Origin of the sequence: Curtobacterium sp. BH-2-1-1, from assembly GCF_001806325.1 — a bacterium.
In the GTDB taxonomy this organism is placed as follows: domain Bacteria; phylum Actinomycetota; class Actinomycetes; order Actinomycetales; family Microbacteriaceae; genus Curtobacterium.
In genome coordinates this window covers 1355920-1371013 of the sequence record NZ_CP017580.1, presented here as the reverse complement: position 1 = coordinate 1371013, position 15094 = coordinate 1355920, and the positions used below count along the sequence as shown (strand labels likewise).

Genomic DNA, 15094 nt, shown 5'->3' with positions numbered 1-15094 from the left:
CACGTTTTCGCCACGGTCCTGTCACGATCGCGCGTGCAGCCGACACCTCTGGAGTGAAGGAGGTGGGATGTGGACGTGACGACCGGTACCGACACGGACGAGGCGATCGTCCGTGCGGTGGCACGGGGCGACAAGAGCGCGCTCGCCCGGGCGTTCGACCGGTACGCCGCGACCCTCACCCGCTACGCCTGGGCACTCGTCGACGACCGCCAGGACGTCGAGGAGATCGTGCAGGACGCCTTCCTGACGCTCTGGCAGCGTGCCGAGACCCTCGAGCTCCCGGCGGACACGATGCTCCCGTGGCTGCTCGTCGTGTGCCGGAACCACGCGTTCAACACCGGCCGGAAGCAGGCCCGCCGTCGCGCCGACGAGCTCCCCGAGCAGCTCGCCGCACCCGACGACCACGCCGAGGCCCGTGAGCGCCTCCGCTGGGTCCGCGACGAGATCGCCGCGCTGCCCGAGACCGACCGACGCATCTGCGAACTGTGCCTCCTCGAGGGGCACTCCTACGCCGAGGCCGCCGAGATGCTGGGCCTCAGCGTCGGTGCGGTCACCCAGCGGGTCTCCCGCTCCCGACGCCGACTCAAGAAGGTGGTGATGCACGATGAACACTGAGCCCCCCGAGGGAGACGACCTGCAGCGCATGCTCGTCTCGATGAAGCAGAACGTCCTCGAACGTGCCACCCCGCGTCCGAAGCGGCGTCGGTTCCGTCCGGGCATCGCGCTCGGCGTCATCGGCCTGCTGGCGATCGGGACCGCAACGGGCGCCGTGGCCCTGTCGCTGTCCCAGCAGGAGTCGCCCGTCGCCGCGCCGACGACGAGCCGCGCACCGGAGCCCGCACCGTCCGCGACGACCCCGACGTCCGCGCCGATCACGCAGCGCCCGACACCGCGTCCGACGCCGACCCCGACGGCGGCGAGTGAAGCGGATGTGCGCATCCCCGGGGACTGCTACCTGCTTGTCCCGCAGTCCGACTACGCGCGGTTCTTCGGTGCAGCGCGGAGCACGTCCCAGATCTGGACCGCGGAAGGACCTGTTCGCGAACCCGATGGGAACGACCGTATCAACGGACTGGTCGATCCGGACGAGGCCCTGAACTGCCAGTGGCAGAACGAAGGCGTGGCGGCGGGCATCAGCGTGACCGTCCGACCCGTCACGTCGGAGGGGAACCGGATGGTCGCGGAGGCCGTCAACGAGTACTCGCCGTCCTGCGCCGACCGCCTCGGGGGGCGCGTCTGCAGTTTCCGACCCGGAACCGACAGCGGAGCCGACGTCGCGGGCACGTTCTTCGTCCGGGGCAACCTCTCCATCGAGATCACGCAGAGCGACTTCCCGACCGACAACCTGCTGGGTGCGATCGTCGGGGAGATCTGGGGGGACTGACGGCCTGGAGGCGCGTGGCGGGGACGACCCGCGCCTCCAGTCCGTCGGTGGGGTACGACCGGGATCCGGCCGCTCAGCCCGGCTGCGCAGCGACGTCGACGCGCGCCGCCACGATGTCGCGCGCCAGCGTGCGCACCGCTCGGTTCGGCTCCGGACTCGTCCGCATCGCGAGGCCGATGCGCAGGGGGTCGACCTCGTCCTCGAGCTCGAGCACCGCACCGTCGTGGCGCACCCCGGAGTCCGGGACGACGCCGACGCCGAGGCCGGCCGACGCGAACCGGATCACCGCGGGCATGTCGTTCATCTCCGCGACGATCCGCCGCCGGATCCCGAGCCGCTCCAGCGCGGTGTCGAGGATGATCCGGTTGCCGAAACCGTGCGCGGTGTCGATGAACGGCTCGTCGGCGAGCTCGGCGAGCGAGACCGAGCGACGACCGGCGAAGCGGTGGTCGGCGGCCGTGAAGACCCGGAACGGCATCTCTCGGAGCGGCGCCACCTCGACCCCGGCCGGGACCGCCGGGAGGCCCGTGTAGGCGATGTCGAGCCGCCCGGCGACCAGATCCTGCACGAGCCCGGTCGTCCCGGAGGGCGAGGTCATGAGCTCCACCGCGACCAGCGGGTGCCGCTGCCGGAACCGCCGCAGTACGCCCGTGAGGTCGACGATGTCCATGCTCGTGAAGATGCCGAGCCGGACCCGTCCCCGCAGGTCGGCGTCGTCGACGGTCGCGAGGTCGTGCATCCGGTCGAGGGACTCCAGCACGGCGCGGGCGTGGGGGAGCAGGTCCTCACCAGCGGTCGTCAGCACGAGGTGCCGTCCGGTGCGGTCGAACAGCCGGACCCCGAAGCTCCGCTCGAGTGACGCGATCCCCGCGGACACCGTGGACTGCGCCGCCCAGAGCCGTTCGGCGGCGCGGGTGACGCTGCCCTCGGCGGCGACGGTGACGAACTGTTCGAGCAGGCGGGTCTCCACCGGTTCAGTATCGATCAGGTCGATGGACGACATCAAGAGCATCCGTTGGACTCGATGGGTGTTCGGCGGCACGATCGGAGCATGTCAACCGCCACCGCATCCGCTCCCACGTCGTCGACCGTCGCCACCGCGAGCGAGCGCGTCGCCGCCCCGCGTGGACGACGAGCGCACACGCGCCGTCGGCACGGCGTCGGGTTCTGGGCCGTGGCGTTCGCGTTCCTCGCGGTGATGGCGTTCGCGACCGTGCCCGCACCGCTCTACGTCATCTACCAGGCACGCGACGGCTTCCCGACCTTCACGACGACCGTGGTCTTCGCGGCGTACGGCGTGGGCGTCGTCGGGTCCCTGTACCTCGCCGGACACCTCAGCGACGTGCACGGACGGCGCCCGCTCATCCTCGTGTCGGTGGCGCTCGAGCTCGTCGCAGCGGTGCTCTTCCTGCTCTGGAACGACGTCAGCGGCCTCATCGTCGCCCGGCTCGTGACCGGGCTCGGGGTCGGGCTCCTGACGGCGACGGCGACCGCGCACCTCGGCGAGCTGCGGGTCCGGGCGACGGGCTCGCAGTCGTCGGCCGGTGGGGCGGGCGTGGTTGCGGGGGTCGTGAACCTCGGCGGGCTGTCGCTCGGCGCCCTCGTCGGTGGAGCGCTCGCGGAGTTCGTCGGGCAGCCGCTCATGGTGCCGTACGTCGTGTTCGTCGTGGCGCTGGCCGTCGCGTTCGTGGTGGTGCTCGCCGCCCCGGAGACCGTCGACCGTCCCACGTCGCCCGTGCCCTACCGCCCGCAGCGACTGCAGGCGCCGGAGGGGCAGGCCGGAGCGTTCTGGACCGCCGGCACCGCCGCGTTCGCCGCGCTCGCGGTGCAGGGACTCTTCACCTCGGTCGCGCCGACCTTCCTCGGGACGACCTTCCACGTGACCGACCGGCTCGCCGCCGGAGCCACCACGTTCGGGGTGTTCGCGGCGAGCGCGGTGTCGCAGATCGTCTTCGCCCGGCTGTCGCAGCGGGCGCAGATCCGCCTCGGGATGGTCCTGCTCGTCGGTGGTCTGGTCGTCCTGGCCGGTGCCGCGGTGGTGCTGCAGGTGGCCGGGTTCATCGGCGGCGGGGTCGTCGCGGGAGCCGGCGTCGGGCTGCTGTTCCGCGCGTCGATCGGCAGCGCGGGCGCCCTCGTCGGCCCGGAACGTCGCGGCGGCGTCCTCGCCGCGACCTTCCTCATCGCCTACGCCGGGCTGACCGTGCCGGTGGTGGCGGTCGGGGCTGCGCTCCTCGTGCTGCCGACGCTGCCCGTGCTGCTCGGGTACGTCGTGTTCGTGGTCGTACTGGCCGTCGTCGCCGGGACCCGCCTGGCGGCGCGGGCCTGAGCGCTGGTCCGCGTCCCGCGTTGCGCGTTCGGCCACGTTGCGCGTTCGGCCACGCCGAACCACGTTTCCGACATCGCACCACCGCTGGGGCGCGGTGCGATGTCGGGAACGTGGTTCGACTGCGTCCCGCGGCCGGTCCAGGAGGCGCGACACCCGTCCGGCATACTGGGCGCGTGTCCCAGAAGCGCAACCGTTCCGTCATCACCGGCGTCGCCGCCGTGCTGGCCGCCGGCCTCGTGGCCGGTGGCGTCGCACTGACGGCGCAGCGCGGTGCGGACGACCCGGTGCTCGGGGGCACGGCGGCCACCGTCGTCCCGAGTGCGACCGCCGGCGGGGGCGCGACGAAGGACGGCACGGTGACGATCACCCGCACCGGCCCGGACCTGCCCGGCGACGCCGTCCTCGACCGCTGCGACCGGAGCACCCGCGAGACCGTGGCCCGGTACGACACCGAGGCGCTCGGCACGGTCGTGCTGCAGTGCGGGAACTCCGGCCAGGGCTACGAGCACATCCGGGTCCGACACACCGCGGACTGGGAGGACGTCGTGACCGGCCACGGCTCCCGGGACTGGGACGACGCGATGCTCACCGCGGTGCAGTCCGCCCTCGAGGCACCGGCGACCGGGTACCCGCAGGACGCCGGCGACGGCAAGGTCTGCTTCGCCGCTCCCGTGCGGTTCGACGACGGGTCTCGCCCCGCGGCCGAGCCGTTCGTCCGCGTGATCGTGTCGGCCACCACCGACCGCGTGATCACGGCGTTCCCCACGAGCGACGGCGGCTGCTGACCTCGTCCCCGGGCGACGGTGGCGCGGCGGGCACCGCCTAGGCGTGCACCTCGTGCTCGTGCCGCCGGTGCGACGCCGGCTCCAGCTGGAACGTCGAGTGCTCCACGGGGACGTCGAAGTGCTCCGCCACGCACTGCTGCAGCTCGTCGAGGATCCGCGGGGCGTGCGCCGTCGAGAAGCACTCGTCGTCCACCACCACGTGCGCGGTCAGGTTTGGCACCCCGGTGGCCACGAGGGTCGCGTGCAGGTCGTGCACGGCGATGACGTGGTCGAGTTCGAGGATGTGCCCCCGGACGTCGTCGAGGTCGAGCCCCGGGGGCGTCGACTCGAGCAGGACGTTGGCGGTCTCGCGCAGCAGCCGGATGGCCCGCGGCAGGATGAGCAGCCCGATCAGGATCGCCGCGACCGAGTCCGCACGCTCCCACCCGGTCAGCATGAGGACGACCGCGGCGGCGATGACCGCGACGGAGCCGAGGGTGTCGTTGAGGACCTCGAGCCGGGCGGCCCGCGAGGTGAACCCCTCGCCGGAGGCCCGGAGCAGCACGGCGTACGCCACGAGGTTGCCGACGAGGCCGATGATCCCGAACACGAGCAGCGGACCGGAGTGGATCTCCGCCGGCACGAACAGCCGCTGGATCGCCGAGATGATCACGTAGACGCCGACGGCGAGCAGGATCGCCGCCTGCGCCGTGGCCCCGAGCACCTCGGCGCGCTGGAAGCCCCACGTGCGCTGCGCGGTCGGCGAGCGTCGTGCGAGCCGCGTCGCCACGAGGCCGATGCCGAGCCCGCCGGTGTCGACGACCATGTGCCCGGCGTCGACGAGCAGGGCGAGCGATCCGGTCACGACGGCACCGACGACCTCGGCCAGCAGGATCGTCGCCGAGATGCAGAACGCGATGAGCAGTGCGCGCTCGGACGCGTGCCCGTGCGAGTGCCCTGCTCCGTGGTCGTGTCCCATGCGCATCATCGTAGGGATCCGCACCGACGACATGCCAGGATCGGGACGTGACCCGGTCGCCATACGAGCTGTCCACACCGCCCGACGTGCTGGCCCGGTTGCACCCGCGACTGTCGACCTACTTCGGCGCGATCCCGCCCGGACACGTCGGCCGTGGCGAGGGCCTCTTCGACGTCGTCGGCACGCCCCGCCGCTGGCTCTGGCCGGTACTCGCGTGGTTCGCCCGCGACGCCGTCATGTTCCCGGTCTGGGAACGGGACGTCCCCTTCACGGTCGAGAACCGCCCGGCTCGCGTCGGTCGCGGGCAGGCGGTCCAGGAGGTCCGGGTCGCCGTCCGCGCGCACCGCACCTTCCGCTTCCGCTCCGGCTCCCGCACGATGGTCGACGCCATCACCGCCGGACCCGACGGGCTCGTCGACCACCTCGGTCGCCGTGGGCGCGTCAGCGCCCTGCTCCGGGCGGAGGTCGACGCGCAGGGGCCGGACGCGGGCGCCCTGCGCCTGGTCTCCACCCGTGTGTCGTTCCGTGCGCTGGGACGCGAGACGCGCCTCCCGAGCCGCATCGCACCGCATGTGACGCTCGTGGAACGATTCGATGACGATGCCGACCAGCAGCGCGTGTCCCTGGTGCTCTCGGCCCCGCTGGTCGGCACGCTGTACCGGTACGAGGGGGCGTTCCGGTACGAGATCGCGCCGGACACAGGACGGGGATGAGATGAGCGACCACAAGGGCCGCGCCGTGATCGCGGGGGCGAGCGGCTTCGTCGGGCAGTACCTGCAGGACGCCTTCCGCGACGAGGGCTACGAGGTCGTCACGATCGGCCGCACCGGGGACGCCGTGTGGGGCAACACCATGCGGATCCGGGAGCTCGTGGACGGGGCCGCGCTCGTCGTGAACATGGCCGGCAAGAGCGTCAACTGCCGGTACGGGCGCCGGAACCGGGCGGAGATCATCCGCTCCCGGGTCGACACCACGCTCGAACTGGCCGAGGCGATCCGCACGAGCGAGCACCCGCCGCCGCTGTGGGTGAACGCCTCGACGGCGACGATCTACCGGCACGCCGACGACCGCCCCCAGGACGAGGCGACGGGCGAGCTCGGCGAGGGGTTCTCGGTCTCGGTCGCGAAGGCGTGGGAGGACGCCCTGTCCGCGGTCGACCTGCCCGGCACCCGCCGCGTGGCGCTCCGGATGGCGATCGTGTTCGGCGACGGCAGCGCCCTCGTGCCGTTGCTCCGGTTGGCGCAGGCGGGACTCGGCGGGCCGCAGTACGACGGCCCGTGGTTGCCGACGCGCTCCCGGCTCCGTGCCGGCACGTACCACGTGAACCGCCACACCCGGGGCCGGCAGCGGTTCAGCTGGGTGCACATCGCGGACGTCCTCGGGGCGATCCGCTTCGTCCGCGACCACGACAACATCGACGGCGCGGTCAACGTGTCGAGCCCGAACCCGTCGGACAACCGCACCGTGATGGCCACCATCCGGGACGCCGTCGGGCGACGCTTCGGGATCCCGACGTGGCGGTGGATGCTCGAGCTCGGATCGTTCGCGATCCGGACCGAGACCGAGCTCGTGCTGAAGAGCCGGTGGGTGGTGCCGACGCGCCTGGTGGAGGCCGGGTACGAGTTCCGCTACCCGCACCTGCGCGGCGCACTCGCCGGGATCATCGCGGAGCGTCGGCAGCACCGGGGCTGAGCGCCGGCGTCGGCGTCGGTGCCGGTGCCGGCGGGGGCGGGGGCGGGTCGCCGAGGTCGCTCGAGCTGCCGCCCAGCCCGTCGGCGGGTGGCACGTCGTGCGACCTCGGCGGAGCGTCCGCGGCGTGTGGTGCGACCTCGACCGGCGACGACGCCGGGCGGACCCGCGCAGGGCGGGCCCGTGTCGGGCGGACCCGTGCCGGGCGGGACCGCGCGGGCCGGGACGACCACAGCACGGCGGCCACCACGACGACCCCGGCCGCGATCTCCACCGCGTCCGGCACCTCCCCGAACGCCACCCACGAGGCGAACACCCCGACCACGGGCACGAGCATCGAGAACGGCGCGACGGTGCTCGACGGGTACGCCGCCATCAGCCGCGACCAGATGCCGTACCCGACGAGGGTCGCCACCAGCACGATGTAGAGCAGCCCGAGGTCGGCCGGCAGCGCCTCTGCGGTGAACGCCGTCCCGAGCGCGTTCCCGATGCGCGACGGCCCCTCGACGACGAACGAAAGGACGGCCATCGGCACGGGCGGCACGATCGACCACCACAGCGTCAGGTGCAGCGGGTTGGCCGCCCCGGCCCGCCGGGTCGCGACGTTGCCGATCGCCCACCCGAGCGCCCCGCACAGCGCGAGCACGACGGGCATTAGCGCCGCCGCCTGCGCCCGGTGCACGGCGATCGCCGCCAGGGCCGCCACCGCGATCGTGACCCCGATCACCTGCCGACCGGTGAGCCGCTCGCGCAGGAACACCCCGGCGAGCACCACCGTGAACGGCGCCGACGCCTGCAGGACGAGCGACGCCAACCCGGACGGGAGCCCCGCGGCCATGCCGAGGTACAGGAACGCGAACTGCAGGACCCCGAGCCCGAAGCCGACGAGCAGGAGCCGGCCGAACGGGATCCTCGGGCGCGGGACGAGCAGCACGGTCGGGACCGCGAGCAGCGTGAACCGCAGCGCGGCGAGCAGGAACGGCGGGAAGTGCTCGAGGGCGAGGGCCGTCGCGGGGAAGTTGAGCCCCCACACGACGGCGACGACCACGGCGAGGAGACGGTCACGGGTGCGCACGGGTCGATCGTGACCCAGACGCACCGTTCAGCACCAGCGAAGAGTTCCGCATCGACGTTGTAGGCTACCTGCATGGTCGGCTTCGACGTGCAGCTCCTCGCCGTCCTCCGCGAACTCGCCGAGCGGGGGAGCGTCACCGCCGTCGCCGAGGCCACGCACCGCACGCCCAGCGCCGTCTCGCAGCAGCTCCAGGCCCTGCAGCGACAGGTCGGCCTCCCCCTCGTCGAACGGGTCGGCCGCGGGGTCCGGCTCACCGAGCACGGCCGGGTGCTCGCCGGGCTGGCGAGCGGCGTGGCGACGGCGATCGCCACGGTGGACGCGGCGTGGCAGGAGCACCTCGGCGGCGCGACCGGGCGGGTGGACCTCGCTGTGTTCCCGTCGGCCGCGGAACTCCTGCTGCCCGGCCTGCTCACCCGGATGCGCGAGCACCCCGGCATCGACCTGGTGCTCGTCGACGTCGACGTCAGCGAGGACGCGTTCGGCCCCCTCGCCGCCGACCACGACGTCGTCATCGGGCACCGGCCGGACGGCGCCCCACCGGCCGGCCGGGAGGCGCTCGAGACCGTCCCGCTCCTCCGCGAGCCGCTCGACGTCGCGCTCCCGCTCGACCACCGGCTGGCCGCCCGTGAGCGCGTCCGCATCGACGACGTCGTCGGGGAGTCCTGGATCGGGGTGCCGGAGGGCTACCCGATCGACCGGGTGCTCACGGCCATGGCGGCGGCGACGGACACACCGCCGAGCGTCGGCTTCCGGACGATCCACCTGCCCGTCATCGAGAACCTCGTCGCCGCCGGACACGGGGTGGCGCTCGTGCCGCGGTACACCTCGGGGACCCGGGCGTCCGGTCGCTTCCACCTCGCCGAGCTCGCCGACGTCCGCGCGGGGCGGCGGATCGAGGCGCTCGTCCGGCCGGACCGTGCGGTCCGCCCCGTGGTCCGGACGGTCCTGGAGGCGCTGGTCGCCGAAGCCCTGGACGTCACCACCTGAGCCGGTGACGCTGCCGGCGGGGCCGCCCCGCGCCTCCAGTCCGGCGCTTGGTGAGCAGAAATGGTCGGGTCCCTGCTCGGGACCCGACCATTTCTGCTCACGAAGCGAGCGCCGCGCGCGGCGCGCTACACGTCGAGGTGGTCGACCAGCTCGTCGGCGAGGCCCGTGTAGGTCGCCGGGGTGAGGTTCGTCAGCCGGGCCTTCGCGCCGGACGAGATGTCCAGGCCGTTCACGAACGCGACGAGCTCCGCCTGCCCGATGCGCTTCCCGCGCGTGAGCTCCTTGAGCATCGCGTACGGGTCCTCGATGTTCGACTGCCCGGCGGTGACCTCGGCGCGGATGACCGTCTGGATGGCCTCGGCCAGCACCTCCCAGTTGCGGTCGAGGTCCTCGGCGAGACGGACCTCGTTCACGGCGATCTCACCGAGGCCACGGCGCAGGTTGTCGAGCGCGAGCAGCGAGTGCCCGAACGCGACGCCGATGTTCCGCTGCGTGGTCGAGTCGGTGAGGTCACGCTGGAGCCGCGACGTCACGAGCGTCTCGGACAGCGTGGAGAACAGCGCCGACGAGATCTCGAGGTTCGCCTCGGCGTTCTCGAACCGGATCGGGTTGATCTTGTGCGGCATCGTCGACGAGCCCGTGGCACCCGCCACCGGGATCTGCGTGAAGTACCCCATCGAGATGTAGGTCCACACGTCGGTCGCGAGGTTGTGCAGGATCCGGTTCGCGTGGCGCACCCGGTCGTACAGCTCGGCCTGCCAGTCGTGCGACTCGATCTGCGTCGTGAGGGGGTTCCAGGTGAGCCCGAGACCCTCGACGAACTCGCGGGAGAGTGCGGGCCAGTCGGCTTCGGGGTCGGCCGCGAGGTGCGCCGAGAACGTGCCGGTCGCGCCGGAGAACTTGCCGAGGTACTCGCCGCCCTCGATCTGGGACAGCACCCGCTCGAGGCGGTACACGACAACCGCGAGCTCCTTGCCGAGCGTCGTCGGCGTCGCCGGCTGCCCGTGCGTGTGCGAGAGCATCGGGACGCTCTTCAGCTCGTCGGCGAGCTCGCGGAGCCTCGCCACGACGGCGCGGTAGGCCGGCAGCCACACCTGGTCGACGGTGTCGCGGACGGTCAGCGCGTACGAGAGGTTGTTGACGTCCTCGCTCGTCGCGGCGAAGTGCGTGAGCTCGGCGATCGCGTCGAGCCCGAGCTCGGACAGACGGCGACGGACGAAGTACTCGACCGCCTTGACGTCGTGCCGCGTCGTGGCCTCGATCTCGGCGAGCTCGGCGATCTGCTCCTGGCCGAAGGTCTCCACGACCCGGCGGAGCGCGGCCTTGTCGTCGACGCTGAGCGGCGACGTGGTGAACATCGCGTGGTCGGTCAGGAAGATGAGCCACTCGACCTCGACCACGATGCGCGCGCGGTTGAGCCCGGCCTCGGAGAGGTGCTCGCCCACCGTGTGCACGATCGGGTAGTAGCGCCCGTCGAGCGGGCTGATCGGCTGCGGGGGAAGGGGGGTCATGGGGCTCCCTGACGGACTGCCGGCTCGAGTTGGCGGAAGAGCGCCCGGCAGGCCCGTTCGACGGTCGAGAGCACTCGGTCGAACTCGTGCCGGTCCGCGTAGTACGGATCCGGTACGTCGGTCTGCTGGGGCCAGGCGTCGTCGTACCGCAGCAGGAGCGTCACCTTCGCGGCGTCGTCCATGGTCGGTGCCCACGAGCGCAGGATGCGTTCGTGGGAGCGGTCGAGTGCGACCACCAGGTCGAGGTCCGGGAACCGGTCCGGATCGAACTGACGGGCGCGATGCCTGCTGCCATCGTATCCGCGCGCTGCGAGTGCTGCGATCGTGCGCTCGTCGGCGGGCTCGCCGACGTGCCAGTCGCCGGTGCCGGCGGACTCGACCTGGAACCGGTCGGCCATGCCGGCGTCCGCCGCGAGCTGGGCGAAGACGATGCCGGCCATGGGGGAGCGGCAGATGTTGCCGCTGCAGACGAACGAGACCCGGAAGGGGGCGTCGGCGTCCGGGGTCATGGGGACATCATGGCGCAGGGAGCGTCCGTCCGCGACGCTGCTGCCGTCGGGAGGCGCGGTGCCGGTCCGGTCGTCGGCCCACCCCGACGGGGTGCTCGCCGACGGGTCGTCGGCCAGCGTCACGCGCGCGGGCGGTTCAGCACCGGCCGCACGAACAGCCCGATCAGCCACGCGAACACCGCGAGCACGAAGGCGCCGACGATGCCCCAGCCGAACGAGTCGACCTGCAGCCCGAAGCCGAAGGCGTCCGAGATCCCGGCGACGATGAGCAGCAGGATCGCGTTCACGACGAACGAGATGAGCCCGAGCGTGAGGATGTAGATCGGGAAGGCCACGATCCGGATGAGCGTGCCGATGACCGCGTTCACGAGGCCGAACACGAACGCCACGAGCAGGTAGGTGAGCACGGTGGCCGTGGTGCCGCCGTCGCCGAAGGGCGTGACGGAGACGCCGCTGACGATCAGCGTGGTGAGCCAGAGGGCGACGGCGTTGACGACGAGGCGGACGAGGAATCGCATGCGTCCATGATGCCCTCCGGTACCCGCGGACGGGCCGGTAGCCTGATCCCGTGACTGACGAGCGCGTGCACATCCGGCCCGAGATCGCCGTTCTCCCCGCCTACAAGCAGGGGCGCCAGGCCGCGGCCGACGCCTTCAAGCTGTCGAGCAACGAGAACCCGTTCCCGCCGCTGCCCGGCGTCGTCGAGGCCGTGCATGCGCAGACCGCGTTCAACCGCTACCCCGACGCCACCGCCCTGGCCGTCCGAGCCGTGCTCGCGAACCGCTTCGGCACCACCGTCGACGAGGTCCACGTCGCCCCCGGCAGCGTCGCGATCCTCCACGAACTCGCCAAGGCCACCTCCGGCCCCGGCGACGAGATCGTCTACGCGTGGCGTTCCTTCGAGGCCTACCCCGGCGTCGTCACGGTCGCCGGCGCCACGAGCGTGCAGGTGCCGAACCGCCCCGACGGCGGTCACGACCTCGACGCGATGTCCGCCGCCGTCACCGAGCGCACCCGCCTCGTGATCGTCTGCACGCCGAACAACCCGACCGGCCCGATCGTGACCGGCGCGGAGTTCGAGGCGTTCATGGCGCAGGTGCCCGCGACCGTGCTCGTGGTCCTCGACGAGGCCTACGCCGAGTTCGTCACCGAGCCGACCGCCGTCCGTGGCGCCCCGCTGCTCGAGCGGTACCCGAACCTCGTCGTGCTCCGCACCTTCTCGAAGGCGTACGGGCTGGCCGGACTCCGCGTCGGGTACGCCCTCGGCCCGGCGTACGTGCTCGATGCCGTACGCGCCTGCGCCATCCCGCTCTCAGTCACGGCGCAGGGCCAGGCGGCGGCACTCGCGAGCCTCGAACGCGAGTCCGAACTGCTCGAGCGTGTGACCGAGATCGCTGTCCTGCGGGACCGCGTCGTCACGTCGCTCCGCGAGCAGGGCTGGGACGTGCCCGACGCCCAGGGCAACTTCGTGTGGCTGCCGACCGGCGAGCTGACGGCGCACGCGACGGAGCGCTTCGAGCAGGCCGGCATCATCGTCCGGGCCTTCGGGAACGAGGGCATCCGCATCTCGATCGGGGAGCACGAGGCTGTGGGAACGCTCCTCGAAACAGCACGCTCGCTTGTGGGGGACCTCCAGGCAGCCGAGTAGTCGCTGCCGCTACGCTGGCCCGCATGTCATTCCGCGCCGCGGCCCCCGCGACGACCACCGTCCGGCTCCTCGACCCCGAGGGCCGGTTCGTGGAGACCGACGAGAACGCCGAGTTCGCCGCCGCCGCGCGGGCGATCCCGGACGAGACCCTGCTGGCGATGCACCGCCGGATGGTCCTCACCCGACGGTTCGACCACGCCGGTCACAACCTCCAGCGCACCGGTCAGCTCGGCCTCTGGGTGCCGAGCCACGGGCAGGAAGCCGCACAGACCGGCTCCGCCTTCGCCCTCCGTGCGCAGGACCACGTCTTCCCGTCCTACCGCGAGCACGCGGTCACGATGCACCGCGGCGTCGAGCCGATGGAGATCATCGCGATGTACCGCGGCCAGACGCACGGCGGGTGGGACCCGGACGAGCGCGGCAACACCCACATCTCCACCCTGGTGATCGGCTCGCAGACCCTGCACGCCACCGGGTACGCGCTCGGGCAGAAGCTCGACGGCGACGTCGGCACGGGTGACCCCGACCGCGACGCGTGCTCGATCGTGTACTTCGGCGACGGCGCGACGAGCCAGGGCGACGTGAACGAGGCGTACGTGTTCTCGGCCTCGACGAAGGCCCCCGTCGTCTTCTTCCTGCAGAACAACCACTGGGCGATCTCGGTACCGGTGTCGGTCCAGTCGCCGACCCCGCTCGTCGACCGTCCGCGCGGCTTCGGGATCCCGAGCGTCCTCATCGACGGCAACGACATCCTCGCCTCCTACACGGCCTCGGTCGTCGCCACCGACCACGCCCGCAGCGGCCAGGGCCCGGCGTTCATCGAGGCCGACACGTACCGCATCGGCGCGCACACCAGCTCCGACGACCCGAGCCGCTACCGCGCCGAGGGCGAGCTCGAGGACTGGGTCCGCCGCGACCCGATCGTCCGCTCCGAGGCGTACCTGCGCTCCAAGGGCGCGACCGACGAGCGGTTCGCCGCGTTCGACGAAGAGGGCGAGGACATCGCCGCCGACGTCCGCCGCCGCACCGTGGCCCTGACACCGCCGTCCGTCGACGTCATGTTCGACAACGTCTACCGCGAGCCGCACCCGCTGATCGCCGAGCAGAAGGCCTGGCTCGAACAGTACGAGGCCGGCTTCGAAGGGGGCGCCCACGCATGAGCACCACCGAGCAGCTCTTCGACTACACCCTGCGCTCCCACCCGGGCGCCGGCGAGGTCCCGAGCGACCCCACCCCGACCCTGACGATGGCCAAGGCGCTCAACGCCGGGCTCGCCGCCGCGATGCAGGCGGACGACAAGGTCCTGCTGATGGGCGAGGACATCGGCGCACTCGGCGGTGTGTTCCGCATCACCGAGGGCCTGCAGGAGAAGTTCGGCCCCGAGCGTGTGCGGGACACCCCGCTCGCCGAGGCCGGCATCATCGGCACCGCGATCGGCCTGGCCCTGCGCGGCTACCGCCCGGTCGTCGAGATCCAGTTCGACGGCTTCGTCTGGCCGGGCTTCGACCAGATCACCTCGCAGCTCGCGAAGATGGCGAACCGGCTGCCGGCGCACATGTCGCTGCCCGTCGTCATCCGCATCCCCTACGGCGGCCACATCGGCGCCGTGGAGCACCACCAGGAGTCGCCCGAGGCGTACTTCGCGCACACCCCTGGTCTCCGCGTGGTCAGCCCGAGCACGCCGAACGACGCCTACTGGATGATCCAGGAAGCAGTGGCCTCGAAGGACCCGGTCGTCTTCCTCGAGCCGAAGTCGCGCTACTGGCCGAAGGGTCAGGTGGACCTCGTCGACGGGCACGTCCCGATGCACACGACGCGCGTCGCCCGCACCGGCACCGAGGTCACCCTCGTCGGCCACGGCGCGATGGTCGCCACGCTCATGCAGGCGGCGGAGATCGCCGAGGGCGAGGGCACGAGCTGCGAGGTCATCGACCTCCGCTCGATCTCGCCGATCGACTGGGAGCCGCTCCTGGCATCGGTCCGGAAGACCGGTCGTCTCGTCATCGCGCAAGAGGCCTCCGGCTTCGTCAGCGTCGGCAGCGAGATCGCCGCGACCGTCGCCGAGAAGGCGTTCTACACGATGCAGGCCCCGCCGCTCCGGGTCTCCGGGTTCGACGTCCCGTTCCCGGTGTCGAAGCTGGAGCACCTGCACCTGCCGGACGCCGACCGCGTCCTCGAGGCCGTCGACCGCGCCCTCGCCTACTGACCTCCCTGTCCGAGCT

16 protein-coding genes are annotated in these 15094 nt (G+C 72.3%); 10 read left to right on the top strand and 6 right to left on the bottom strand.

Annotated elements, in window-relative coordinates:
• Window positions 1-75: 75 nt before the first annotated feature.
• Both BJK06_RS06325 and BJK06_RS06320 read left to right on the top strand, forming a co-directional pair.
• Window positions 76-615, top strand: coding sequence for an RNA polymerase sigma factor (locus BJK06_RS06325; RefSeq protein ID WP_083295411.1), 540 nt, complete (start codon window positions 76-78; stop codon window positions 613-615).
• Window positions 605-1384 carry a hypothetical protein gene (locus tag BJK06_RS06320; protein ID WP_156794787.1) on the top strand — a complete coding sequence of 260 codons (780 nt, stop codon included), beginning with the start codon at window positions 605-607 and terminating at the stop codon, window positions 1382-1384. The genes BJK06_RS06325 and BJK06_RS06320 overlap by 11 nt, the downstream gene beginning before the upstream one ends.
• Window positions 1385-1457: 73 nt before the next feature.
• Here BJK06_RS06320 and BJK06_RS06315 read toward each other — a convergent pair whose 3' ends face one another.
• On the bottom strand, window positions 1458-2387 hold the full coding sequence (locus BJK06_RS06315; protein ID WP_181015155.1) for a LysR family transcriptional regulator: 930 nt from the start codon (window positions 2385-2387) through the stop codon (window positions 1458-1460).
• A gap of 48 nt (window positions 2388-2435) precedes the next feature.
• On the opposite strand from BJK06_RS06315, the gene BJK06_RS06310 reads away from it, so the two are divergent.
• Both BJK06_RS06310 and BJK06_RS06305 read left to right on the top strand, forming a co-directional pair.
• Window positions 2436-3710, top strand: a complete 1275-nt coding sequence (locus tag BJK06_RS06310; protein ID WP_070417163.1) for an MFS transporter — start codon at window positions 2436-2438, stop codon at window positions 3708-3710.
• Window positions 3711-3883: 173 nt separating this feature from the next.
• Window positions 3884-4495 carry a hypothetical protein gene (locus BJK06_RS06305; RefSeq protein WP_070417162.1) on the top strand — a complete coding sequence of 204 codons (612 nt, stop codon included), beginning with the start codon at window positions 3884-3886 and terminating at the stop codon, window positions 4493-4495.
• Between the two features lie 37 nt (window positions 4496-4532).
• Here BJK06_RS06305 and BJK06_RS06300 read toward each other — a convergent pair whose 3' ends face one another.
• A complete protein-coding gene (locus tag BJK06_RS06300) occupies window positions 4533-5453 on the bottom strand; it encodes a cation diffusion facilitator family transporter (protein ID WP_070419278.1) in 921 nt (306 codons plus the stop codon).
• A gap of 47 nt (window positions 5454-5500) precedes the next feature.
• On the opposite strand from BJK06_RS06300, the gene BJK06_RS06295 reads away from it, so the two are divergent.
• Together BJK06_RS06295 and BJK06_RS06290 are read left to right on the top strand one after the other, a co-directional pair.
• Entirely contained in the window at window positions 5501-6166 is a 666-nt protein-coding gene (locus BJK06_RS06295) for a DUF4166 domain-containing protein (RefSeq protein ID WP_070417161.1), read from the top strand.
• A 1-nt stretch (window position 6167) separates the two neighbouring features.
• Window positions 6168-7145: an epimerase gene (locus BJK06_RS06290; RefSeq protein ID WP_070417160.1), complete on the top strand. Its 978-nt coding sequence runs from the start codon at window positions 6168-6170 to the stop codon at window positions 7143-7145.
• Here BJK06_RS06290 and BJK06_RS06285 read toward each other — a convergent pair.
• The gene (locus BJK06_RS06285) at window positions 7114-8217 is read right to left on the bottom strand and encodes an EamA family transporter (RefSeq protein ID WP_083295103.1); all 1104 of its coding nucleotides are present in this window, start codon (window positions 8215-8217) and stop codon (window positions 7114-7116) included. The genes BJK06_RS06290 and BJK06_RS06285 overlap by 32 nt on opposite strands.
• A gap of 72 nt (window positions 8218-8289) precedes the next feature.
• Here BJK06_RS06285 and BJK06_RS06280 point away from each other — a divergent pair, with 72 nt between their 5' ends.
• Window positions 8290-9204 (top strand): LysR family transcriptional regulator, encoded by a 915-nt coding sequence (locus BJK06_RS06280; RefSeq protein ID WP_070417159.1) that lies wholly within the window; start codon window positions 8290-8292, stop codon window positions 9202-9204.
• A 125-nt stretch (window positions 9205-9329) separates the two neighbouring features.
• Here the strand turns inward: BJK06_RS06280 and purB are convergent, their stop codons facing one another.
• From purB to BJK06_RS06265, 3 genes are all read right to left on the bottom strand, one after another.
• Window positions 9330-10715 (bottom strand): adenylosuccinate lyase, encoded by a 1386-nt coding sequence (gene purB, locus BJK06_RS06275; protein ID WP_070417158.1) that lies wholly within the window; start codon window positions 10713-10715, stop codon window positions 9330-9332.
• The gene (locus BJK06_RS06270) at window positions 10712-11224 is read right to left on the bottom strand and encodes a low molecular weight protein-tyrosine-phosphatase (protein ID WP_070419277.1); all 513 of its coding nucleotides are present in this window, start codon (window positions 11222-11224) and stop codon (window positions 10712-10714) included. The genes purB and BJK06_RS06270 overlap by 4 nt, the downstream gene beginning before the upstream one ends.
• Window positions 11225-11343: 119 nt before the next feature.
• The gene (locus BJK06_RS06265; protein WP_070417157.1) at window positions 11344-11742 is read right to left on the bottom strand and encodes a phage holin family protein; all 399 of its coding nucleotides are present in this window, start codon (window positions 11740-11742) and stop codon (window positions 11344-11346) included.
• 50 nt (window positions 11743-11792) lie between these two features.
• On the opposite strand from BJK06_RS06265, the gene BJK06_RS06260 reads away from it, so the two are divergent.
• From BJK06_RS06260 to BJK06_RS06250, 3 genes are all read left to right on the top strand, one after another.
• Window positions 11793-12872, top strand: coding sequence for a histidinol-phosphate transaminase (locus BJK06_RS06260; protein WP_070417156.1), 1080 nt, complete (start codon window positions 11793-11795; stop codon window positions 12870-12872).
• A 23-nt stretch (window positions 12873-12895) separates the two neighbouring features.
• A complete protein-coding gene (locus BJK06_RS06255; protein ID WP_070417155.1) occupies window positions 12896-14032 on the top strand; it encodes a thiamine pyrophosphate-dependent dehydrogenase E1 component subunit alpha in 1137 nt (378 codons plus the stop codon).
• 86 nt (window positions 14033-14118) lie between these two features.
• On the top strand, window positions 14119-15078 hold the full coding sequence (locus BJK06_RS06250; protein ID WP_070419276.1) for an alpha-ketoacid dehydrogenase subunit beta: 960 nt from the start codon (window positions 14119-14121) through the stop codon (window positions 15076-15078).
• The last annotated feature ends 16 nt before the right edge of the window (window positions 15079-15094 follow it).

Bases quoted from the DNA above. Each gene is read 5' to 3' on its own strand.
- BJK06_RS06320 (WP_156794787.1), top strand. From the start codon at position 605: ATGAACACTGAGCCCCCCGAGGGAGACGACCTGCAGCGCATGCTCGTC.
- BJK06_RS06270 (WP_070419277.1), bottom strand. From the start codon at position 11,224: ATGACCCCGGACGCCGACGCCCCCTTCCGGGTCTCGTTCGTCTGCAGC.
- BJK06_RS06315 (WP_181015155.1), bottom strand. From the start codon at position 2,387: ATGTCGTCCATCGACCTGATCGATACTGAACCGGTGGAGACCCGCCTG.
- BJK06_RS06250 (WP_070419276.1), top strand. From the start codon at position 14,119: ATGGCCAAGGCGCTCAACGCCGGGCTCGCCGCCGCGATGCAGGCGGAC.
- purB (WP_070417158.1), bottom strand. From the start codon at position 10,715: ATGACCCCCCTTCCCCCGCAGCCGATCAGCCCGCTCGACGGGCGCTAC.
- BJK06_RS06300 (WP_070419278.1), bottom strand. From the start codon at position 5,453: ATGGGACACGACCACGGAGCAGGGCACTCGCACGGGCACGCGTCCGAG.
- BJK06_RS06310 (WP_070417163.1), top strand. From the start codon at position 2,436: ATGTCAACCGCCACCGCATCCGCTCCCACGTCGTCGACCGTCGCCACC.
- BJK06_RS06280 (WP_070417159.1), top strand. From the start codon at position 8,290: ATGGTCGGCTTCGACGTGCAGCTCCTCGCCGTCCTCCGCGAACTCGCC.
- BJK06_RS06290 (WP_070417160.1), top strand. From the start codon at position 6,168: ATGAGCGACCACAAGGGCCGCGCCGTGATCGCGGGGGCGAGCGGCTTC.
- BJK06_RS06265 (WP_070417157.1), bottom strand. From the start codon at position 11,742: ATGCGATTCCTCGTCCGCCTCGTCGTCAACGCCGTCGCCCTCTGGCTC.
- BJK06_RS06255 (WP_070417155.1), top strand. From the start codon at position 12,896: ATGTCATTCCGCGCCGCGGCCCCCGCGACGACCACCGTCCGGCTCCTC.